22 protein-coding genes and 1 pseudogene are annotated in these 21,550 nt (G+C 62.1%); 16 read left to right on the top strand and 7 right to left on the bottom strand.

The window, feature by feature from the left end:
- Nucleotides 1-48: 48 nt before the first annotated feature.
- The 14 genes and pseudogenes from cobO to ACLH0J_RS12800 all read left to right on the top strand — a co-directional run bounded on the left by cobO (nt 49) and on the right by ACLH0J_RS12800 (nt 11,254).
- The gene (gene cobO, locus ACLH0J_RS12735) at nt 49-660 is read left to right on the top strand and encodes a cob(I)yrinic acid a,c-diamide adenosyltransferase (RefSeq protein WP_411392236.1); all 612 of its coding nucleotides are present in this window, start codon (nt 49-51) and stop codon (nt 658-660) included.
- Nucleotides 657-1,979, top strand: coding sequence for a cobyrinate a,c-diamide synthase (locus tag ACLH0J_RS12740; protein WP_411392237.1), 1,323 nt, complete (start codon nt 657-659; stop codon nt 1,977-1,979). The genes cobO and ACLH0J_RS12740 overlap by 4 nt, the downstream gene beginning before the upstream one ends.
- Nucleotides 1,972-2,622: a 5,6-dimethylbenzimidazole synthase gene (bluB, locus tag ACLH0J_RS12745; RefSeq protein ID WP_411392238.1), complete on the top strand. Its 651-nt coding sequence runs from the start codon at nt 1,972-1,974 to the stop codon at nt 2,620-2,622. Before ACLH0J_RS12740 ends, bluB begins: the two co-directional genes overlap by 8 nt.
- Entirely contained in the window at nt 2,619-3,527 is a 909-nt protein-coding gene (cbiB, locus tag ACLH0J_RS12750; protein WP_411392239.1) for an adenosylcobinamide-phosphate synthase CbiB, read from the top strand. Before bluB ends, cbiB begins: the two co-directional genes overlap by 4 nt.
- A complete protein-coding gene (cobD, locus tag ACLH0J_RS12755; RefSeq protein ID WP_411392240.1) occupies nt 3,520-4,509 on the top strand; it encodes a threonine-phosphate decarboxylase CobD in 990 nt (329 codons plus the stop codon). The genes cbiB and cobD overlap by 8 nt, the downstream gene beginning before the upstream one ends.
- Nucleotides 4,506-5,971 (top strand): annotated as a pseudogene (locus tag ACLH0J_RS12760) (cobyric acid synthase). The gene cobD and the pseudogene ACLH0J_RS12760 overlap by 4 nt, the downstream one beginning before the upstream one ends.
- On the top strand, nt 5,959-6,480 hold the full coding sequence (gene cobU / locus ACLH0J_RS12765; RefSeq protein ID WP_411392241.1) for a bifunctional adenosylcobinamide kinase/adenosylcobinamide-phosphate guanylyltransferase: 522 nt from the start codon (nt 5,959-5,961) through the stop codon (nt 6,478-6,480). The pseudogene ACLH0J_RS12760 and the gene cobU overlap by 13 nt, the downstream one beginning before the upstream one ends.
- A complete protein-coding gene (cobT, locus tag ACLH0J_RS12770; protein WP_411392242.1) occupies nt 6,477-7,532 on the top strand; it encodes a nicotinate-nucleotide--dimethylbenzimidazole phosphoribosyltransferase in 1,056 nt (351 codons plus the stop codon). The genes cobU and cobT overlap by 4 nt, the downstream gene beginning before the upstream one ends.
- Nucleotides 7,529-8,104 carry an alpha-ribazole phosphatase family protein gene (gene cobC / locus ACLH0J_RS12775; protein WP_411392243.1) on the top strand — a complete coding sequence of 192 codons (576 nt, stop codon included), beginning with the start codon at nt 7,529-7,531 and terminating at the stop codon, nt 8,102-8,104. Before cobT ends, cobC begins: the two co-directional genes overlap by 4 nt.
- A gap of 2 nt (nt 8,105-8,106) precedes the next feature.
- Nucleotides 8,107-8,835, top strand: a complete 729-nt coding sequence (locus tag ACLH0J_RS12780) for an adenosylcobinamide-GDP ribazoletransferase (protein WP_411392244.1) — start codon at nt 8,107-8,109, stop codon at nt 8,833-8,835.
- Between the two features lie 42 nt (nt 8,836-8,877).
- The gene (locus ACLH0J_RS12785; RefSeq protein ID WP_411392245.1) at nt 8,878-9,285 is read left to right on the top strand and encodes a MarR family winged helix-turn-helix transcriptional regulator; all 408 of its coding nucleotides are present in this window, start codon (nt 8,878-8,880) and stop codon (nt 9,283-9,285) included.
- A 54-nt stretch (nt 9,286-9,339) separates the two neighbouring features.
- Nucleotides 9,340-10,548 (top strand): MFS transporter, encoded by a 1,209-nt coding sequence (locus ACLH0J_RS12790; RefSeq protein WP_411392246.1) that lies wholly within the window; start codon nt 9,340-9,342, stop codon nt 10,546-10,548.
- Nucleotides 10,545-10,667, top strand: a complete 123-nt coding sequence (locus tag ACLH0J_RS12795) for a hypothetical protein (RefSeq protein WP_411392247.1) — start codon at nt 10,545-10,547, stop codon at nt 10,665-10,667. The genes ACLH0J_RS12790 and ACLH0J_RS12795 overlap by 4 nt, the downstream gene beginning before the upstream one ends.
- 35 nt (nt 10,668-10,702) lie before the next feature.
- Complete coding sequence (locus ACLH0J_RS12800) at nt 10,703-11,254, top strand: glutathione peroxidase (RefSeq protein ID WP_411392248.1); 552 nt, start codon at nt 10,703-10,705, stop codon at nt 11,252-11,254.
- A 64-nt stretch (nt 11,255-11,318) separates the two neighbouring features.
- Here ACLH0J_RS12800 and ACLH0J_RS12805 read toward each other — a convergent pair whose 3' ends face one another.
- The 4 genes from ACLH0J_RS12805 to ACLH0J_RS12820 form a co-directional block, all read right to left on the bottom strand.
- Nucleotides 11,319-12,605, bottom strand: a complete 1,287-nt coding sequence (locus tag ACLH0J_RS12805; protein WP_411392249.1) for an OmpP1/FadL family transporter — start codon at nt 12,603-12,605, stop codon at nt 11,319-11,321.
- 145 nt (nt 12,606-12,750) lie between these two features.
- On the bottom strand, nt 12,751-13,233 hold the full coding sequence (locus ACLH0J_RS12810) for a hypothetical protein (protein ID WP_411392250.1): 483 nt from the start codon (nt 13,231-13,233) through the stop codon (nt 12,751-12,753).
- Between the two features lie 281 nt (nt 13,234-13,514).
- Nucleotides 13,515-13,736 carry a hypothetical protein gene (locus tag ACLH0J_RS12815; protein ID WP_010563939.1) on the bottom strand — a complete coding sequence of 74 codons (222 nt, stop codon included), beginning with the start codon at nt 13,734-13,736 and terminating at the stop codon, nt 13,515-13,517.
- A gap of 443 nt (nt 13,737-14,179) precedes the next feature.
- Nucleotides 14,180-14,485, bottom strand: coding sequence for a hypothetical protein (locus tag ACLH0J_RS12820; protein ID WP_411392251.1), 306 nt, complete (start codon nt 14,483-14,485; stop codon nt 14,180-14,182).
- Nucleotides 14,486-14,942: 457 nt separating this feature from the next.
- On the opposite strand from ACLH0J_RS12820, the gene ACLH0J_RS12825 reads away from it, so the two are divergent.
- Together ACLH0J_RS12825 and rmuC are read left to right on the top strand one after the other, a co-directional pair.
- Entirely contained in the window at nt 14,943-15,266 is a 324-nt protein-coding gene (locus tag ACLH0J_RS12825; protein WP_411392252.1) for a sel1 repeat family protein, read from the top strand.
- Nucleotides 15,267-15,441: 175 nt separating this feature from the next.
- Nucleotides 15,442-16,821, top strand: a complete 1,380-nt coding sequence (gene rmuC, locus ACLH0J_RS12830) for a DNA recombination protein RmuC (protein ID WP_411392814.1) — start codon at nt 15,442-15,444, stop codon at nt 16,819-16,821.
- 72 nt (nt 16,822-16,893) lie between these two features.
- Here rmuC and ACLH0J_RS12835 read toward each other — a convergent pair whose 3' ends face one another.
- From ACLH0J_RS12835 to ACLH0J_RS12845, 3 genes are all read right to left on the bottom strand, one after another.
- The gene (locus tag ACLH0J_RS12835; protein ID WP_411392253.1) at nt 16,894-20,364 is read right to left on the bottom strand and encodes a NahK/ErcS family hybrid sensor histidine kinase/response regulator; all 3,471 of its coding nucleotides are present in this window, start codon (nt 20,362-20,364) and stop codon (nt 16,894-16,896) included.
- A 131-nt stretch (nt 20,365-20,495) separates the two neighbouring features.
- Entirely contained in the window at nt 20,496-20,879 is a 384-nt protein-coding gene (locus ACLH0J_RS12840) for a YbaN family protein (protein ID WP_411392254.1), read from the bottom strand.
- Between the two features lie 20 nt (nt 20,880-20,899).
- Entirely contained in the window at nt 20,900-21,487 is a 588-nt protein-coding gene (locus ACLH0J_RS12845) for a YecA family protein (RefSeq protein WP_010563945.1), read from the bottom strand.
- Nucleotides 21,488-21,550 lie beyond the last annotated feature (63 nt).

The raw sequence follows: 21,550 nt of genomic DNA on the forward strand, positions 1-21,550 counted from the left end.
TTCTTTTTCCTGCCCGCCGTTTTTGTCCAGCCCCAACGGAGAGCTGCCATGACCGATTCCCCCGACCGCGACGAACGCCACCTGGCGCGTATGCTGCGCAAAAAAGCCGTGATCGACGAGCGTATTGCCAATTCCCCCAACGAATGCGGCCTGCTGCTGGTGCTGACCGGCAACGGCAAAGGCAAGAGCAGCTCGGCGTTCGGCATGCTCGCCCGCGCCATGGGCCACGGCATGCAGTGCGGTGTGGTGCAGTTCATCAAGGGGCGTAACAGCACTGGCGAAGAGTTGTTCTTCCGCCGCTTCCCCGAACAAGTGCGCTTTCACGTCATGGGCGAAGGCTTCACCTGGGAAACCCAGAACCGCCAGCGCGATATCGCCGCCGCCGAAGCCGCCTGGGCGGTGTCCCGCCGATTGCTGCAAGACCCAAACATCGGCCTGGTGGTGCTGGATGAGCTGAACATCGCCCTCAAGCACGGCTACCTTGATTTGGACCAGGTGCTCAGCGACCTGCAAGCGCGCCCGCCGATGCAACACGTGGTGGTCACCGGCCGTGGCGCCAAGCCTGAATTGATCGAAATGGGCGACACCGTCACCGAGATGGGCATGCTCAAGCACGCATTCCAGGCCGGTATCAAGGCACAGAAGGGCGTCGAACTTTGAATCTGCCCCGTCATTGCCCGGCTGTGCTGATCGCCGCTCCGGCGTCCGGCCAGGGCAAAACCACCGTCACCGCCGCGCTGGCCCGTTTGCACCGCAACCTGGGGCGCAAGGTGCGCGTGTTCAAATGCGGTCCGGATTTTCTCGACCCGATGATCCACGAGCGCGCCAGCGGTGCGCCGGTGTATCAATTGGACATGTGGATGGTGGGCGAGCAGGAAAGTCGCCGCTTGCTGTGGGAAGCGGCGGGGGAAGCCGACCTGATCCTGATCGAAGGCGTGATGGGCCTGTTCGACGGCACGCCTTCCAGCGCTGATCTGGCGCGACACTTTGGTGTGCCGGTGTTGGGCGTGATCGACGGCACCGCCATGGCCCAGACCTTCGGTGCCCTGGCCCTGGGCCTGGCGCGCTACCAGCCGGACTTGCCGTTCGCCGGCGTGCTGGCCAATCGCGTCGGCACCTTGCGGCATGCGCAATTGCTCGAAGGCAGCCTCACCGAAGGCCTGCGCTGGTACGGCGCGCTGTCCCGCGAGACTGGGATCGAGCTGCCCAGCCGTCATTTGGGGCTGGTGCAAGCCAGTGAACTGAACGACCTCGATGTGCGCCTGGATGCCGCCGCCCAAGCCCTGGGCAGCAGCTGTGAAGTCGCGTTGCCGCCGCCGGTGACCTTTGCCGCGCCCGCAGTGATCGAGGCCGAGCCGTTACTGGCCGGGGTGCGCATTGCCGTGGCTCGCGATGAAGCGTTTGCCTTCACCTACGGTGCCAGCCTTGATCTGTTGCGGGCGATGGGCGCCGAGTTGCGCTTCTTCTCGCCGATCCACGATCGCCAATTGCCTGAAGCAGACAGTCTCTACCTGCCCGGCGGTTACCCGGAATTGCACCACCAGGCGCTGGCGCAAAACACGCCGATGCTCGATGCCATCCGCGCCCATCACGCGGCCGGCAAGCCCTTGCTCGCCGAATGTGGCGGCATGCTCTATCTGCTCGATTCACTCACCGATGTCGACGGCACCCGCGCCGAGCTGGTCGGCCTGCTGCAGGGCGACGCGGTGATGCAAAAGAAACTGGCGGCCCTGGCCCTGCAAAGCGTCGAGTTGCCCGAAGGCGTCCTGCGCGGGCACACCTATCACCATTCCCTGACCCGCACCGACTGGCAGCCGATTGCCCGCGGCCTGAGCCCCAATGGCGGGCGCGGGGCCGAAGCAGTGTATCGGCAGGGGCGGATGACCGCGTCCTACGTGCACTTCTATTTCCCGTCCAATCCCCGAGCGGTTGCCGCGTTGTTTGCGCCCGACCTTGAGTCAGCACAGCCCCATGAGTGACAACGCTTTCCCCCAGGCTGACCGCGACGCGGTCTACCGCGCTATCGCCGAACGCCGCGACATGCGTCACTTCAGCGGCGGCAGCGTCGCCCCCGAATTGCTCCAGCGTCTGCTCCAGGCCGCGCACCAGGCGCCGAGTGTCGGCTTGATGCAGCCCTGGCGTTTTATCCGCATCAGCGACCGCCCGCTGCGCGGCCGCATCCAGCAATTGGTGGAGGAGGAGCGCGTGCGCACCGCCGAAGCCTTGGGCGAGCGTTCCGATACGTTCATGAAGCTCAAGGTCGAAGGTATCCACGACTGCGCCGAAGTCCTAGTGGCGGCGCTGATGGACGATCGCGAGCGACATATCTTCGGGCGGCGCACCTTGCCGGAAATGGACATCGCGTCGTTGTCCTGTGCGATCCAGAATCTGTGGCTGGCCGCCCGTGTCGAGGGGCTGGGCATGGGCTGGGTCTCGCTGTTCGAACCCCAGGCCCTGGCCGATCTGCTGGGCTTGCCGCCCGGCGCCAAACCCCTGGCCGTGCTGTGCCTGGGGCCGGTGACGGAATTTTACCCGGCACCGATGTTGCAGCTCGAGGGCTGGACCGAACCCCGGCCGTTGAGTGACATGCTGTATGAAAATGTGTGGGGAGTGAGTCAATGAGTGTGGCCTTGCTGTGTGTCGCCGGGGTGGCGCTGGATGCGTTGCTGGGCGAACCCAGGCGCTGGCATCCGCTGGTGGCGTTCGGCAATTTCGCCGGGCGCATCGAGCAGCGTTTCAACAGCGGTGGCCGTGGCTGGCGCAGCCATGGCGTGACCGCGTGGTTTATCGCGGTGGTGCCGTTGACCCTGTTGGCCACGGCCTTGTCGTGGGCGCCGTATATCGGCTGGGTGTTGGAGATTCTGGCGTTGTACTGCGCCCTCGGCCTGCGCAGCCTTGGCGAACATGTGATTCCGGTGGCCCAAGCGCTGCGTCGCGATGACCTGGACGGCGCGCGTCAGCGCGTGAGCTACCTGGTCAGCCGCCAGACCAGCGAGCTGGACCGCACCGAAGTCGCCCGCGCCGCCACCGAGTCGGTGCTGGAAAACGGCAGCGATGCGGTGTTTGCCGCGTTGTTCTGGTTTGTCGTCGCTGGCGTGCCGGGCGTGGTGCTCTACCGGCTGAGCAACACCCTCGATGCCATGTGGGGCTATCGCAACGAACGCTTTGAACGCTTCGGCTGGGCCGCGGCAAAGATCGACGATGTGCTGAACTACATTCCCGCACGCCTGGTGGCCTTGACCTACGCAGTATTGGGTAAAACCCGACTGGCCCTCAGGTGCTGGCGTACTCAGGGTCCGACTTGGGACAGTCCCAACGCCGGTCCCGTGATGGCGGCTGGTGCCGGCGCCCTGGGGGTGGAACTGGGCGGCGCGGCGATTTATCACGGCGAAGTACACCATCGCCCACTACTGGGTGAAGGCCCGGCAGCGGACGCCGACGCCATCGACCGAGGCTGGCAACTGGTGCAGCGCGGCGTATGGTTGTGGCTGCTGATCCTATGCATCGGGGGGCAATTTTATGCTTGAACATGGCGGCCGACTGCGCAAAGCGTCGATTCAGTATGGGATTGCCGAGGCCGACTGGCTGGACTTGTCCAGCGGCCTGGCGCCATGGCCCTGGCCGGTTCCCGAGATTGCGCTGCGGGCCTGGGCGCGCTTGCCGGAAGTCGACGATGGCCTGGAACAGGCCGCCAGCGAGTATTACGGTGCCGCGCATCTGTTGCCGGTGGCCGGTTCCCAGGCAGCCATCCAGCTATTGCCGCGTTTGCGCCGTGCCGGCAAGGTCGGCGTACTCTCGCCGTGCTATGCCGAGCACGCCGAAGCCTGGCGCCGCGCCGGTTACGTGGTGCGCGAAGTACAGGAACAGGAAGTCGACTTCTTCCTCGACAGCCTTGACGTGCTGGTGGTGGTCAATCCCAACAACCCCACCGGTTTGAGCCTGACCCCGCAACGTCTGCTGGACTGGCACGCGCGGCTGGCCCAGCGCGGTGGCTGGCTGGTGGTGGATGAAGCCTTTATGGACGCGACCCCGCACTTGAGTCTGGCGGGCCAGGCCCATCAGGTCGGCTTGATTGTGTTGCGTTCGTTCGGCAAGTTCTTCGGCCTGGCCGGTGTGCGGCTGGGCTTTGTGCTGGCCGAACGCAGGTTGCTCAAATTGCTGGCCGAACAGGTCGGGCCGTGGGCGGTCAGCGGGCCGACGCGCGTGGTGGGGCAAGCGTGCCTGCGCGACACCGTGGGGCAGGCGCGGCAACGTGCGCGTTGCATCGAAGCCGGTCAACGCTTGCATGCGTTGCTCGAACACCATGGCTTTCAACCCCAGGGCGGCTGCGCGCTGTTCCAGTGGCTGATCACGCCGCACGCCGAACGCCTGCACGCCTTCATGGCCCAGCGCGGCATTCTGCTGCGCCTGTTCGTTCACGACAGCAGCCTGCGGTTTGGCCTGCCCGACACCGAGGCGCACTGGCAGCGGCTCGACGACGCCTTGGGCGCCTACAGGGACGCTTCATGAGTACATTGATGGTGCAGGGCACCACTTCCGACGCCGGCAAAAGTACCTTGGTGACCGCGCTGTGCCGCTGGCTGGTGCGCCAGGGCGTGGCGGTGGTGCCGTTCAAGCCGCAGAACATGGCGCTCAACAGTGCCGTCACCGCCGACGGTGGCGAAATCGGCCGCGCCCAGGCCGTGCAGGCTCAGGCGGCCAACCTGGCGCCCCATACCGACATGAACCCGGTGCTGCTCAAACCCAACAGCGACACCGGTTCCCAAGTGATCATCCACGGGCGCGCCGTGACCAGCATGAACGCGGTGGCCTATCACGACTACAAAGCCATCGCGATGCAGGCGGTACTGGCTTCCCATGCGCGCTTGAGTGAAAGTTTCCCGGTGGTGATGGTGGAAGGCGCGGGCTCCCCGGCGGAGATCAACCTGCGCGCCAATGACATCGCCAATATGGGCTTCGCCGAAGCGGTGGACTGCCCGGTGCTGCTGATCGCCGATATCAATCGCGGCGGCGTGTTCGCCCATCTGGTTGGCACCCTGGAATTGCTGTCACCCAGCGAACAGGCGCGGGTCAAGGCTTTATCATCAACCGTTTTCGCGGCGATATCGCGCTATTGCAGCCGGGGCTGGATTGGCTGCAGGCGCGCACCGGCAAACCGGTGGTGGGCGTGCTGCCCTATGTGATGGACCTGCACCTGGAAGCCGAAGACGGCATCGACCGGCGCCAGATCGACAAGGCGACCGACGTGCTCAAGGTGGTGGTGCCGGTGTTGCCGCGCATCAGCAACCACACGGATTTCGATCCGCTGCGCCTGCACCCGCAGGTGGATGTGCAATTCATCGGGCCGGGCCAGCCGATACCGGCCGCCGACCTGATCATCCTGCCAGGCTCGAAAAGCGTGCGCGCCGACCTCGCCTACCTGCGCGCCAATGGCTGGGACACTGCCGTGGCGCGGCATTTGCGCTACGGCGGCAAGGTGCTGGGGATTTGCGGCGGTTTGCAGATGCTCGGCGAGCAGGTCCACGACCCGCTTGGCCTGGAAGGTCCGGCCGGCTCCAGCGCGGGCCTGGGGTTGCTGGCGTTCAGTACGACCCTGGAAGAAGAGAAGCAATTGCGCACTGTGCGCGGGCGTTTGCTGCCGGAGGATGTCGAGGTCAGTGGGTATGAGATCCATGCGGGCGTGACGTGCGGCGACGCCCTGTCGAACCCCGCCGTGCGCCTTGACGACGGTCGTCATGACGGCGCCCGGAGCCTGGACGGGCAGATCCTCGGAACGTATCTGCACGGTCTGTTCGAGACTCCGGCAGCTTGCAGTGCGCTGCTGCGCTGGGCCGGGTTGCAGGACGTGCAGGCCGTGGACTACCACGCCCTGCGCGAGCGCGATATCGAACGTTTGGCAGACCTGGTGGAACAGCATCTGGACACCGATCTGTTACGCGCATTGTGTGGGGTCGCGCCATGCACCAACTGATCCTCGGCGGCGCCCGTTCCGGCAAAAGCCGCCTCGCCGAAAAGCTCGCCGGCGACAGCGCTTTGCCCGTCATTTATATCGCCACCAGCCAGCCGCTGGACGGTGAAATGAACGCGCGTGTCGCCCTGCATCGCCAGCGCCGCCCCGATCATTGGGGGTTGATCGAAGAGCCGGTCGAACTGGCGCGGGTGCTGCGCGAACATGCCGCGCCCGGTCGCTGCCTGCTGGTGGATTGCCTGACCCTGTGGCTGACCAATCTGCTGATGCTCGAAGACGCCGCGCGCCTGGCCTTTGAGCGCGATCAATTGCTGGAAACCCTGGCTTCGCTGCCGGGGGAAATTATTTTTGTCAGCAACGAGACCGGTCTGGGTGTCGTGCCGCTGGGCGAATTGACTCGCCGCTATGTGGATGAAGCCGGTTGGCTGCATCAAGCCTTGGCCGAGCGGTGTCAGCGCGTTGTCCTGACGGTTGCCGGCCTGCCCCTGACTTTGAAAGGTACTGCGTTATGACGGACACCTGGTGGCTCAATCCCTGTAAGGCCATTGACGCCCACGCGTACGAACAAGCCCTGGCGCGTCAGCAGCAATTGACCAAGCCCACCGGTTCCCTGGGTCGGCTGGAAGCGCTGGCGGTGCAATTGGCCGGCTTGCAGGGCGAGGTCAAACCGTCGGTGGAGCGGCTGTGGATCGCCATTTTTGCCGGCGATCACGGTGTGGTCGCGGAAGGGGTGTCGGCCTATCCCCAGGAAGTCACCGGCCAGATGCTGCAGAACTTCGTCAGCGGCGGCGCGGCCATCAGCGTGTTGGCGCGTCAGTTGGGCGCGCAGTTGGAAGTGGTCGACCTCGGCACCGTTAACCTGTCCCTGGATTTGCCCGGTGTGCGTCATCTGCATATCGGCGCGGGCACCGCCAACTTCGCCAAGGGCGCGGCGATGACCGCGGCCCAGGGGCGATTGGCCTTGCAGGCCGGGCGGGACAGCGTGCTGCGCGCCCGCGAGAGCGGTGCGCAATTGTTCATCGGCGGCGAGATGGGCATCGGCAACACCACCGCCGCCAGCGCGCTGGCGTGTGCCTTGCTCGATTGCCCGGTCAGTGACCTGACCGGTCCGGGCACCGGGTTGGATGCCCAAGGGGTCAGCCACAAGGTGGCGGTGATCGAGCGCGCGTTGGCGTTACATGCCGCGCAGCGCGGTGACGCGTTGCACACCCTGTTCAACCTCGGCGGCTTTGAGATCGCGGCATTGGTGGGGGCCTATCTGGCCTGCGCCCAGGAAGGCATCGTGGTGTTGGTGGATGGGTTCATCTGCACCGTCGCCGCCCTGGTCGCGTCACGCTTGAATCCGGCCTGTCGCCCGTGGCTGGTGTTCGGCCATCGTGGCGCCGAGCCTGGCCATCGTCACGTGTTGCACTGTCTCGACGCGCAACCGCTGCTGGAACTGGGCCTGCGTTTGGGCGAAGGCAGTGGCGCGGCACTCGCCGTACCGCTGCTGCGCCTGGCGTGCGCGCTGCACGGGCAGATGGCGACCTTCGCCGAAGCCGCCGTGGCGGACCGCCCCGCATGACCTTGTACCTGGACCTGTTGCGTCACGGCGAAACCGAACGGGGCGGCGGCCTGCGCGGCAGCCTGGACGACGCACTGACGGCCAAGGGCTGGGAGCAGATGCGCACTGCCGTGGTGGCGCGTGGGCCGTGGGATCTTTTGGTCAGCTCGCCTTTGCAACGCTGCGCGCGGTTTGCCGATGAATTGGGGGCGCGGCTCAATTTGCCAGTAGTCCTGGAAACAAATCTGCAAGAGCTGCATTTCGGCGCCTGGGAAGGGCAGAGCGCGGCGGCGCTGATGGAAACCGATGCTGAAGGGTTGGGGCGGTTCTGGGCCGATCCCTATGGTTTTACCCCGCCAGACGGCGAACCGGTCAGCGACTTTTCCGAGCGGGTTTTCAGCGCGGTCTCACGCATGCATCAGGCCTACGCAGGCCGGCGCGTGCTGTTGATCAGCCATGGTGGTGTGATGCGCCTGTTGTTGGCCCATGCTCGCGGTTTACCTCGGGAGCAACTGCTGAATGTCGAGGTTGGTCACGCTGGATTATTCAGCCTGCAGGTCGCGGCTGATCGTCTGTTGAAGGAAGTGGGCTAAGCATGCTGCCATTCTGGATCGCCCTGCAATTTCTCAGCAGCCTGCCGATTCGTCTGCCGGGCATGCCGCAGCCCCAGGAGTTGGGGCGTTCGCTGCTGTTTTATCCGGTGGTCGGCGTGTTGTTCGGCGTGCTGCTGTGGGGCCTGAACGCTGCGTTGATGGGCGCGCCGTTGTTGCTGCACGCCGCGCTGTTGCTGACCGCCTGGGTGTTGCTCAGTGGCGGCCTGCACCTGGATGGCCTGGCGGACAGCGCCGATGCCTGGCTCGGTGGCTTTGGCGATCGTGAACGCACCCTCAGCATCATGAAGGACCCGCGCAGCGGGCCGATCGCGGTGGTCACGCTGGGGCTGGTGTTGCTGCTCAAGTTCACCGCGTTGGTGGCATTGATCGAGCAGCACAACGGCGCGGCATTGATCCTGGCACCGTTGATCGGGCGAGCGTCGATGCTGGCGTTGTTTCTGACCACGCGCTATGTGCGTGCCGGAGGGCTGGGCCAGGCGTTGTCGGATCATTTACCGCGGATCGTCGGCCAACAGGTACTGATCCTCAGCGGTCTGGCGTGTATTTTGATCGGCGGCTTCAGTGGTGGGATCGCGGTGTTGCTCGCTGCGCTGTGCTTTATGGGCCTGCGCCAACTGATGATCAATCGCCTCGGCGGCACCACGGGCGACACCGCTGGCGCACTGCTGGAGCTGCTGGAGGTCGCGGTGTTGGTCGGCCTGGCGCTGTAACACTTTCTTGCATTTCCTTAATCGCGGGTATATACACGCTCCATGCTTGCCTCCCAATGTTTATGCACCAACCTGCGACGTGCCGCCCGTGGCGTCAGCAGGCACTACGACGGCGCTCTCGACGGCTTCGGGATCAACGTCGCCCAGTATTCGTTGCTGTGCAATCTGCAGCGTCTCGACCAGCCGAGCATTTCCAGCCTGGCCGAAGCCATGGGCCTGGATCGCAGCACCTTGGGGCGCAACCTGCGGGTGCTGGAAGGCGAGGGCCTGGTGCAGTTGGTCGAGGGCGATGATCTGCGCAATCGCCTGGTGGTGTTGACCACCACCGCCGGCGAAGAGCGACTGGCGGCAGCATTACCTGCCTGGGAAGCGGCGCAACAGAAACTGATTGATCGACTGGGCGCGGAAAAACGCGAAACCCTGTTGGCCTTGCTGGACGAACTCGCCTGAACGCGGGTTTGTTCAAATACAAGCGGGTATATACCCGCGAATGGAGAATAAGAAATGACCTCGATGTGGCGCACCAGTGGCTGGGTGCTTGTGGGAAGTGCGCTGATCCTGGCGTTGTCATTGGGTGTGCGGCATGGTTTCGGCCTGTTCCTGGCGCCGATGAGCAGCGAATTCGGTTGGGGGCGTGAGACCTTTGCCTTCGCCATCGCCCTGCAGAACCTGATCTGGGGTCTGGCGCAGCCATTTACCGGGGCCTTGGCCGACCGTTTCGGCGCGACCAAGGCGGTGTTTGTCGGTGGGGTGCTGTACGCGGCGGGCCTGATGTTGATGGGCATGTCCGACTCGGCGTGGTCGTTGTCGCTCAGTGCCGGCCTGCTGATTGGGATCGGCCTGTCCGGCACCTCGTTCTCGGTCATTCTCGGCGTGGTCGGCCGCGCCGTGGCGCCGGAAAAGCGCAGCATGGCCATGGGGATTGCCAGCGCCGCCGGCTCCTTCGGTCAGTTCGCCATGGTGCCGGGCACCTTGGGCCTGATCAGTTGGCTGGGCTGGTCCGCCGCCTTGCTCGCGCTGGGCTTGATGGTGGCGCTGATCTTGCCGCTGGTTGCGATGCTCAAGGATCGGCCGTTGCCGGTGATGGCCGGCCAGCAAACCTTGCGCGAGGCGCTCAAGGAGGCCTGCTCTCACTCCGGGTTCTGGCTGCTGGCGTTTGGTTTTTTCGTCTGCGGTTTCCAGGTGGTGTTTATCGGTGTGCATCTGCCGGCTTACCTGGTGGACCAGCACTTGCCGGCCACCATAGGCACCACCGTGTTGGCGCTGATCGGGTTGTTCAATATCTTTGGCACCTACACCGCCGGTTGGCTCGGTGGGCGCATGTCCAAGCCGCGTTTGCTGACGGGCTTGTACCTGCTGCGGGCGGTGGTGATCGTGCTGTTTCTGTGGGCGCCGGTCACCGAAGTCTCGGCCTACCTGTTCGGCATGGCTATGGGGTTCCTGTGGCTGTCTACCGTACCGCTGACCAACGGCACCGTCGCCACGCTATTTGGTGTGCGAAACCTCTCCATGCTCGGTGGGATCGTGTTCCTGTTTCACCAGCTCGGTTCGTTCCTTGGCGGTTGGTTGGGCGGGGTGGTCTATGATCGAACCGGCAACTACGATTTGATCTGGCAGGTGGCCATTTTGTTGAGCCTGCTCGCCGCAGCCCTGAACTGGCCGGTACGCGAGCGGCCGGTGGCGCGACTGCAGGCGCAGATGGAGGCGGCATGAATTCAACCTGGTACCTGTTCGGTGGTGTCGCAGCGATCGTGCTTTTGTTGGTCCTGGCCTGGTGGGGATGGCAGCGCGGCGGGCTGGCGTTGATGCAACTGGGTATGTCGATCTGTTAAGTTCGATCCCTGAACTCTTTAAAGGACATGTCGACATGCAGATGCGCTGGCTTGCAGTTCCTGTGCTGATGGCCGCTTTTGGCGGCGTCGCGTTGGCCGCCGATTGCCCGCCCTTGCTCGAAGGGCAATTACCCAAGCTGCGTGCGAAGGAGTCCATCGACCTGTGCCAGCGCTTTGCTGGCAAACCGTTGGTCATCGTCAATACCGCGAGCTTTTGCGGGTTCGCGCCGCAGTTCAAAGGCCTTGAGGCCTTGTATCAACGCTACAAGGGCCAAGGGCTGGAAGTGATCGGCGTACCGTCCGATGACTTCAAGCAGGAAGCCAAGACCGGCGAGGAAACCGCCAAGGTCTGTTATGTGAATTACGGCGTGACCTTCACCATGACCGAGCCGCAGACGGTCAAGGGCCCGGATGCGGTGCACCTGTTCAAGGTGCTGGCGGAACAAACCAACGCGCCGAAGTGGAATTTCTACAAATATGTGGTGGATCGCCAGGGCAAGGTGATCGCCAGTTTCTCCAGTCTGACCAAGCCGGACAGCCCCGATTTGATCGAAGCAGTAGAGCAGGCGCTGGCCTCCAAGCCCTGATTGGCGACCACTGAAAAGCCCCGCCTCCTTTGCAGGAGAGCGGGGCTTTTTTATACGGCTGGGATCAGAACTTGTATGTCACGCCCAGGCCGAAACCGTTGGCGCTGTTTTCGTACTTGGAGCTGTAGGAACCCAGTGAGTTGGATTTATTAACTTTAACCGGCTCTTCCTTGAGGTAGGAGTAAGCCACGTCCACGGTCATGTTATCCATCACCGCGTAGCCCAGGCCAACACTGAAGATGGTCCGGTCACCGGTAGGGATGCGTGGTGAACGATCGGTGTTGTTGGTTGGCGACTGGTCGAAGCTTAGACCGGTGCGCAGTACCACTTGCTTGGTGAGCTGGTAGGAGGTACCCAGCGCGTAGGCCCAGGTGTTGTGCCAGTTCTGTGGCTCGGTGATCGTGCTGACAAGGCTAGGTGCAGCTATGCCACCGCTGGCCGTTGTCACACCTTCGTTGTTGATGGTGATGTCTTTCAGGCGACTCCAGCGAGTCCAGGTCGCACCTGCGTACAGCTTCCAGGCGTCGTTGAGCTCCTGGGTAACCGACAGGTCCCAGGATTCAGGCGTGTCGACTTTCAACGATGCATCGTAGCGGTTGTTGGCCAATACGACGGATGGAACCGTAGCCGCTTTGGTGACTTCGGTGTGGCCTTCGAGCTTGTACTTCACTTTCGAGTGGTAGGTCAGGCCAACGCGGGTGGTATCGGTGGCTTGCACCAGAATACCGGCATTGAAGCCCAGGGCCGTATCATCGCCTTTGACTTTGACCTTGTTGTCGCCAGCAAACCCTAACGCCGCCAGGTTTGGCTGTGACTCCAGGGTGCCGTCGATACGGTTGATCGTTGGACCAAAACCAATCGAGACCTTGTCATTGAAGGCGTAGCTGACCGTCGGCTGGAAGGTGATAACCGACACTTCGCTTTTGCTGCCAAACCCACGCCCCTGGAAACCACTTTCGTAGTCGGTCTTCAGGCCGAACGGCGCGTAGACACCGAAGCCGATGGCCCACTGATCATTGAGTTTGTTGGTGTAGAAGCCAAATGGAACCCCGGTGAAAGGCACCATGTCGCCTTTGTTGCTGCCCGAAGAGCGCCCGCCAGCATCTTTGATATTGGTCGAGGCGTCGATGACTGCAAAGCCACCGGTGATTTGCTGACCTTCCAGGCGTGCCATACCGGCAGGGTTGCCATAAACGGTGCTTGCATTTTCGGCAGTAGAAGAACGTCCTGCGAAACCCGTCCCCATTCCAGCGACGTCTTGTTCGTTAAGGGCAAAGCCACTTGCAAAGACGTGGGAAGAGGCCATGGCAACGGCGAGGCTAAGTGTGGTCTTGAGCATTACTTTTTTCATTATTAGAACTCCGTGTGATCACCGCTGCGGAAAGTAACAACAAATTTGTAATCGCGCTATAGGCTGGAATGCAGGAGATAGAGCGGTTTTGTAGGACAATCAGACCAAAATCAGGGTTTTTTGCCGACTCTTGCAAAGGGCTCGGTCAGCAAACCGCAGGAATCATGGGTGAAACACAGGTTTGCCAGGCTTGAGTGAAATCCCGCAGCCGTCCTTGTGGATGAAAAATTTCTTTCCAGATACGTGCCATGGCTAAAACGTCACCGGGAGATGGCAGGGCGGGGTTATGTTGCTCCACCAGCAACCAGGCAATGGCCGTGGCGTAACGCAGGTTGACCGTGAGTTCAAGTTGGGGCGCGCTGAGGAAGGCGTGTTGGCTGGCCAGGCCGCGTACCAGGCTGGCGCGATCAGGATCCAGCGCCAGGTAGTCGTCCCATAAGGCGCGGTGGCGGGATTCGGTGATGCTATACAGGCCATGACCGCGTCGGTCGTGCAGCGCGGAACCCAGTTCTGACTGGCTCGCCGCGATGCCCAGCAGCAGGGACTCAGCGGTCTGATTGTGACGGCCCAGGTACATCAATGTCGGCCGGATCACATAGCGACACAATTCGCTGGCAGCGATACCCATACTCGCCTCAATCCGTGAAAGTGGTCGACGAGCCTGAGAAGGGTAGGGGCTTGGCAGCTGTGAATCGGATCTCAGGCTCGCCGGAAGCGGATCATGCCGCTTGAGTTGAAGTGTAGTGTCATATTTGTGATGTAAAGTTCTGTTTTTAAAACATCTTTGCCATTCAGTTATAACGGTTATGTCTATTTGAGCTTAGTGTAAAAACTCCAAAGACGAATTCCAGGCAATAAAAAACCCTGTTTTTTAAACAGGGTTTTTTGTGTTTCAGCGACTCGGGTCGATCAGGCAACCAGTGCCTGACGGGTACGCTCGATCACGGCCTGCAGCGGTTCTGCGCTGGAGTATTGATCGGGGTACAGGCGTTCGCTGTGACGAGCGATGCCGTGTTCGTTGACCAGGGTGAAGCTGAAGCAGCCTTTGCGAGCGGCCATGATCAGGCAGTTCATTGGAGCAAAAGCGTTGGTGAGGGTGCGAATGGCATCCTGAGTATGGATAGCGGACATATTATGGGTGTTCCTACAAATGACACGGTTAAGAACCGTGCAACGTTAAAACGTTCCAGTGACGTTGATCACCATTGATCGAACGAAGAACCCGACTGGAACAAAGCAGCCAGTTTGAAGCGCTAATAAGTTAGGCGCGCTTGGGCTGGCAGGTAGGTACTTAGGAGGGCAGGCAACACGACAAGGGCAAAGGTTCTGGGCCCGGGGTGAAGATCCTGATCAATTTGCAGGTTGGTTCGGTCAGAGTATTGAGACTTCGTGACACCCTTTGATTCTTCAAAGGCAGTGTCGTCACAAGTGATACCTGGAAACCATCGAGGTGGTCGGTCCCGTGTTGTTCAGGGGAGTTGCTCGACCAGAATTGACTTTCAGCTTGGTACTAACGCCGCGGATAGTAACGGATTGAAACAGGGAAGGGAAGTGCACCCACCCAAAAACTTCATTCAGCCGTCCAGAAGGCCGCGATAGACCAGCACTGTGATAGTCGCTGCCAGCGAGCAGCCCAGCGCATAGCTCGCGAGGGTCAGGCGCAGGGACTGGCCGGTCTCGACGACTTTCATCACATCGGCCATGTCGTTGATCCGACCTTCGCCCAGCTCGATGCACAAGCATGCGGCGGTAAAGGCTGCCGACAGCAGGATTGCGATAGCAAACAGCGCACCATCAGGCGACGGCAGTACGGCATTGATCCCCAGGGCGATCGCGCAGATGGCCAGCAATAACACGGCGAATAACAGAATTCCTTTCATCGACCCACCATCGTTGCCCTGTAGGGCGGGCAGTGTGGCGAGCCTTTGAGCATTTGAAAAGTCCCCCGGTCTTTGCCTTCGGTAACATTTGCGAAACGTATCGCTTCAAAAAAGGCCGGCGATATAACCATCGAATCGGTACTTGTGCACATTGTGTGCGGCGTGTGTAACCGTGCTGTCACTCTCCCGGAAGAACCGCCGTTTGCCTGCAATGGAAATTTAAGTCAATGAAAAATCTGGCTTTTTTTTATTGGTGAAAAAATCGTCAGTTTGACTGCGGCCCCCATTCCATGGGGCTTTGCGCGAGTTAAAGGGGGGTTGTCCACTGAGTTATCCACAGCTTCTGTGGATTGTCCCAAGCGCTTGCTCTAGGACGGGCGTGCAGCGTTTTTTCAGCTTTACCTGTGTGAAAAAAAGAGTAGAGTGGCGCGCCCTCCGATCTGTCCCACAGTGTTTTATGAAGTTTCGCTCAGTATCACCTACTGTTACCGACGCCCCTCAGGCTGTTACCGCGCCCAAGCGCTTCTCCATGAAAGTTGCCCTGTGGTTGCTCGACAGCCCGCGCCTGGGCCACAGCACCAGCGTCAAGCACTTCGCCGGGCGCTTGCTCAAGCAGCCGGCCCGTGAGGGCGTGGTCGCCGCACAGAGTCGCCTGGGTCAATTGATGTGCCGTGAGTGCGGCAATGCCCGCGACCGTCGCATCGGTCACGACTTGCTGCGCCTGGCCGCGCGGGCCGGCGACCGCTGCGCCCAGCGCGAACTCGGCCAGGTCGAAGACTGAGCTGTCCTCCAGCCCTGTGCTTGGTTAACCTTGCTGCTTTTCGGTGATGGCAGAAATGGCTATGGTTTTCGATTGGACCAGTATTGCCCTGGGCCTGGCTGGCGCTGCAGTGCCGTTATTGGCGCTGTGCTGGCAGATTCAACGGCGGCTGACTGCGCGCGTGGCCGGCAGGGAACTGCTCGAAGAGCGTTTGGCCATCGCGCAAATGGCCCAGGAAGGCCTGGCGGCGCAGTTGGATGCCAGCCGTGACGAGATCAGCGATCTGAGCCAAGCCAACGCTGCCAAGCAGGCCGATCTGGCTGCCATGCGCCGTGAAGTCGAGCTGCTGCAGATCGACCGCGACAACGCCCGCGACGCCGCCCATGCCTGGAACCTCGACCGCAGTGCCAAGGAAGCCGAATTACGCCGTCTCGATGCGTTGTCTGCCGCCTTGCGCGCCGAATTGCGTGAGCAACAGGACAGCCATCAACAGCGCCTCGCCGACCTGCAGGGTTCGCGGGATGAGTTGCGCGCACAGTTCGCCGAACTGGCCGGCAAGATTTTCGACGAGCGCGAGCAGCGGTTTGCCGAAACCAGTCAGGAGCGCCTCGGGCAGTTGCTTGACCCGCTGAAGGAGCGCATCCAGTCGTTTGAAAAACGCGTGGAAGAAAGCTATCAGAATGAAGCCCGCGAGCGTTTTTCCCTGGCCAAGGAGCTCGAACGCCTGCAGCAACTGAACCTGCGTCTGTCGGACGAAGCCACCAACCTCACCCGCGCCCTCAAGGGGCAGAAAACCCAGGGCAACTGGGGTGAACTGATCCTCGAACGCGTGCTGGAACATGCCGGCCTGGAGAAAGGCCGCGAGTACCAGACCCAGGTCAGCCTCAAGGGGCCGGACGGTGAGCGCTTCCAGCCGGATGTGTTGATCATGTTGCCCGGCGACAAGCAGGTGGTGGTGGATTCCAAGGTCAGCCTGACGGCCTACCAGCAGTATGTCGTGGCGGACGATGAGGTGATCGGCCAGGTCGCGCTGAAGCAGCATGTGCTGTCGCTGCGTAATCACGTCAAAGGCTTGGCCAGCAAGGATTACAAACGCCTGGAAGGCCTGCACAGCCTGGATTTCGTCTTGCTGTTCGTGCCGATCGAAGCGGCGTTTTCTGCGGCGTTGCAGGCCGAACCCAATCTGTTCCAGGAAGCGTTCGACCGCCATATCGTCATCGTCAGCCCCACCACGTTGCTCGCCACCCTGAGAGTGATTGATAGCCTGTGGAAGCAGGAGCGCCAGAGCCAGAACGCTCGGGAAATCGCCGAGCGCGCCGGTTGGCTGTACGACAAGTTCGTGCTGTTTATCCAGGACTTGGATGAAGTGGGTAATCGCTTACAGCAGTTGGATAAGGCTTACAGCTCAGCGCGGAACAAGCTGACAGATGGACGCGGAAATCTGGTCAGTCGCACCGAACAATTGAGGTTGCTCGGCGCCCGCGCCAGTAAAAGCCTGCCGGCCGATCTGCTGGAGCGGGCAATGACCGATGCCGATGGTGTGGCGCACCTGCCTGAAGAGCAGAGCCCGTTATAGGAGCGAGCTTGCTCGCGAAAAACGTCAACGATGACACGGATAACCTGGCGCAACGCGGTGTCCTGACGATCTTTACAGAGGCAGATGCCTGCTCAGCAGCGCCCGCAATGCCGCCGGCTTCACCGGCTTGGCCAGGTAATCCAGCCCCGCCGCATGCACCTCGGCGACCATTTCCGGTCTGCCGTCGGCGCTGATCACCACCCCCGGAATCGGTTCCGCCAGTTGTGCGCGCAGCCAGCCCATCAGCTCGGTGCCGGTTTCGCCGTGGTCCAAGTGGTAATCCACCAGCGCCACTTGCGGGCGTATGCCATCTGCCAGCAATGCGGCGCATTGCGCCTGGTCGGTGGCGGTCCACACCTCACAGCCCCAGCGCGTCAGCAGGCTGCGCATGCCGATCAGAATGCTTTCTTCGTTATCCACACACAGCACCTGCGCCCCGCTCAGTGGCAGGCCGGTTTCCTGCGGGGTCTTGACCTGCGCAACGGCCTGGTTGCGCGCCAGCGGCACACGTACGCTGAACACGCTGCCCTTGCCCGGCCAGGAGCGCACGCTCAGGCGATGGTCCAGCACGCGGCACAGACCGTCCGCGATCGCCAGGCCCAGGCCCAGGCCTTTTTCCGCGCGGGTCTGGTGGCTGTCCAGGCGCTTGAACTCCTCGAAGATCACCTTCTGCTTATCCTGCGGGATGCCAGGGCCGCGGTCCCACACTTCCAGGCACAGTTCGCCTTTGCGTCGACGTACACCAAGCAGGACCGGGCCGTCGGCATAGCGGAAAGCGTTGGTCAGAAAATTCTGCATGATTCGCCGTAGCAACTTGATGTCGCTGTCGACGCGCAATCGACTGCCACGCACACGGAAGCGCAAGCCCTGCTCCTGGGCCAGGGCCTTGAATTCGGCGCCCAGGGTGTCGAACAGTTCGTTGAGCACAAACGGTTGACGCTGCGGATTGATCTTGCCGTTTTCCAGGCGCGAGATGTCCAGCAGGTCGCTGATCAGGTCTTCGGCCGAGCGCAGGGAGCTGTCCAAATGCTGCACCAGTTGCCGGGCTTCGCTGGACAGGCCGTCATTCTGGTGGGAGAGGGCGGCGGAGAACAGGCGTGCGGCGTTCAGCGGTTGCATCAAGTCATGACTGACTGCCGCGAGGAAACGGGTCTTCGACTGGCTGGCGGATTCGGCCACGCCCTTGGCGTCGGTGAGTGCCACGTTGAGCTGCGACAGTTCATGGGTGCGCTCGGTCACCCGTCGTTCAAGGCCTTCATTCGCTTCGGTGAGCGCCTGCTCGGCTTCGCGGAACGCGGTAATGTCGGTGAAGCTCATGACAAAGCCGCCGCCGGGCATTGGGTTGCCGATCAGCTCGATCACCCGCCCATTGGGGAACAGACGCTCGGAAGTGTGCGCGCGGCCCTGGCGCATCCAGTGCAGCCGGCGCGCCACATGCACTTCGGCTTCACCCGGTCCGCACAGGCCGCGCTCGGCGTTGTAGCGAATGATGTCGGCAATCGGCCGACCCACGCTGATCAAGCCTTCGGGGTAGTTGAACAGCTCCAGGTAGCGGCGGTTCCAGGCCACCAACTTGAGGGACTGGTCCACCACGCTGATGCCCTGGGTGATGTTCTCGATGGCGCCTTGCAGCAGGGCCCGATTGAATTGCAGCACTTCGGAGGCTTCGTCGGCGATCCGTACGACGTCCTCCAACTGCATTTCCCGACCTTCAATCGCGGCCTTTACGACAGCACGAGTCGACGAGGCGCCGAGTACGCCCGCCAGCAGGCGTTCGGTATGCGCAATCCAATCGTTATCGGCGTTCTGGTTGGGGTTGAAGCCTTTGCCCTGGCGATAAGCGAAGCGGATAAAGCTCTGCTGGGCGCGTTCTTCGCCGACAAAGCGCGCAGCCAGGCTGAGCAGGTCGCTGATCTGCACCGACAACATCGAGCGAGTGCTGGCGCGTTGGCTGGTTTCCTGGCCGATGAAGCGCCCGGCCTGCCAGTGCTCGGACACCCGGGTACGCGAGAGCATCGAGACCCAGACGAACAGCGTGAAGTTGCCCGCCAGGGAGAACACGGTGCCCAGGGTCAGTGAGGTGAGGGGCAAGCCGAGCGGGTGGGAATGCAGCCAGGTCAGGCCGGGGAAAAGACTGAGCGACCAGCCCAGGCTTCTCGCTGTAACCGGTAGGACCAAGGTGTAGAACCACAGGAACGTGCCCGCCGCCAAACCGGCAAACACGCCGCGTCGATTCGCCTGTTTCCAATACAGCGCGCCGAGCATGGCGGGTGCCAGTTGGGTCACGGCGGCGAAGGCAATCTGGCCGATCGTCGCCAGGCTCGCGCTGGAGCCCAGCAGTCGATAGCTGACATACGCCAGCAGCAGGATCAGCACAATGCTGACGCGGCGTACCGACAGCATCCAGTGACGGAAGACTTCAAACGGCCGCTCCGCGCTGGAGCGGCGCAACAGCCAGGGCAGCAGCATGTCGTTGGACACCATGGTCGACAACGCAATGCTTGCCACAATCACCATGCCGGTGGCAGCCGACGCACCACCGATGAACGCCAACAAGGCTAGGGCCGGATGGGCTTCGGCCAAGGGCAGGCTGATTACGTAGGAATCGGGCGGCACCGAACCGGGTAACAGCATTTTGCCGCCGAGGGCGATCGGGACGACAAACAGCGCCGCGAGGATCAGGTACGCGGGGAAGACCCATTTGGCCACGCGCAAATCCTGGGGGTCGATGTTTTCCACGACGGTGACGTGAAACTGCCGGGGCAGGCAGATGATCGCCATCATCGCGACACCGGTCTGTACCACCATCGACGGCCAGTTGACGGTTTCCTTCCAGTATTCCTCCAGGCGTGGCGCGAGCATCGCCTGGCTGAACAGGTCGCCGAAACCGTCATAGAGGCCGTAGGTCACGAACGCGCCGACGGCGAGAAACGCAAACAGCTTGACCAGCGATTCAAAGGCAATCGCCAGCACCATGCCGCGGTGGTGTTCGGTGGCGTCGAGGTTGCGCGTACCGAAGACAATGGTGAACAGCGCCAGCACCAGCGACACGATCAACGCAGTGTCCTGGGCTCGGGTGCCGGCGGCATCGGCGCCGGCGCCGATCAGCAGGTTTACCCCCAGCACGATGCCCTTGAGTTGCAGGGCAATGTAAGGCAATACGCCCACCATGCAGATCAGCGCCACCACCACGGCCAGCGACTGGGATTTGCCGTAGCGTGCGGCGATAAAGTCAGCGATGGAGGTGATGTTTTCCTGCTTGCTGATCAGAATCATCTTTTGCAGGACCCAGGGGGCCAAGACCAGCAATAGCACCGGTCCCAGGTAGATCGGTATAAAAGCCCACAGTTGTTCGGCCGCCTGCCCTACAGCGCCGAAGAAGGTCCAGCTGGTGCAATAAACCGCCAACGAGAGGCTGTACACCCACGCACGCATACGTGGCGGCAGCGGCGCATGGCGGCGGTCACCGTAAAAGGCGATGGAAAACATAGTGGCCATATAGGCCAAGGCAACGGCGGCGATCAGCCCGCTGGACAGCGTCATGGTAACTCCGGACATAAACACGCCCAGGCATTTCAGGCCCGGTTGGACAGTCTCGCATGATGCCCGGGGATTAGTCAGTGTCGACCAAGGTCGCGTGAGCATCAATGTCGCAGGGGCCGGTATTAAAAGGCTTAGCGCGGCGGCAGGGTTTTCTGGCGCAGGATATAAATTGTCACAAATACCGCACTGGTCAACATGAAACCACGTGCCCACGGCAATGGCACCAGGTAGCAGGAAACGCCGATGCTCAGCCACATCAGGCCGATGGCGTAGACCTTGCCCTTGAGCGGGATGCCATTGCCGTCCAGGTAGTCACGAATCCAGGGCCCCAGGCGCGGGTGTTGCACCAGCCAGTGGTAGAACCGCGGGGAGCTTCGGGCGAAGCAGGCTGCGGCGAGCAACAGGAAGGGGGTGGTCGGCAATACCGGCAGGAAAATGCCGATCACTCCCAACGCTACGCTTACCCAGCCGATGGACAGCAGTACGTAACGCAGGAGCAACGAGCGATTGCCCATGGGTGTCACGGGCAAGCGACTCAGTGGTGACGTGGCTTGAGGATCGCCGGTTTTTCGTCTGGAGCGTTGCACAGCAGGTACAGGGCGGTGAGGGCTTCCGGGATCTGTACGATCATGTCGTCCATCAGGTTGGCGTCGGCGGCGATGTCGGAGAACTCCGGCTGGTCGTCGAACAGGCCCGAACCGACCATGATCGGCAGCAGCATCTCGCTGACTTCTTCCTCGGCGGTTTCGAACCAGGCGGCTTCGCGCAGGAACACGCCTTCCATGAAGCCGATGCACCAGCCGCGCAGGTCGGAGTCGTCCGGGTCTTCGCCCAGGTCCAGGTCACACGGCAGCTCGAATTCCTCATCGGAGGCCAGTTGGCGACCGATGTGGGCCTTGAGGGCCAGCAGGGTGGATTCGATTTCTTCGCGCTGGGCAGCGTCGGCGTAGTGAGGTTCTTCGGCGAACAGAGCGTCGATCCACTCGCGGTCCGGCACGGGTTCGGAACAGATCGACAGGGCGGTCAGGTAGCCATGGGCGGCGACATAGTCCAGCGCCTCGTCATGCAGCTCATCGGCGTCGAGGAAGGCTTGCAGGCGGGTTAGTTGCTCAGCGAAGGACATTGAAGGACTACCTTGGGAATAAACGATGCTGAATTCTAGGCTTTCTTGAGCGCCCAGGCCAGC

The sequence above is a fragment of the Pseudomonas sp. MPB23 genome (assembly GCF_046605395.1).
GTDB lineage: Bacteria > Pseudomonadota > Gammaproteobacteria > Pseudomonadales > Pseudomonadaceae > Aquipseudomonas.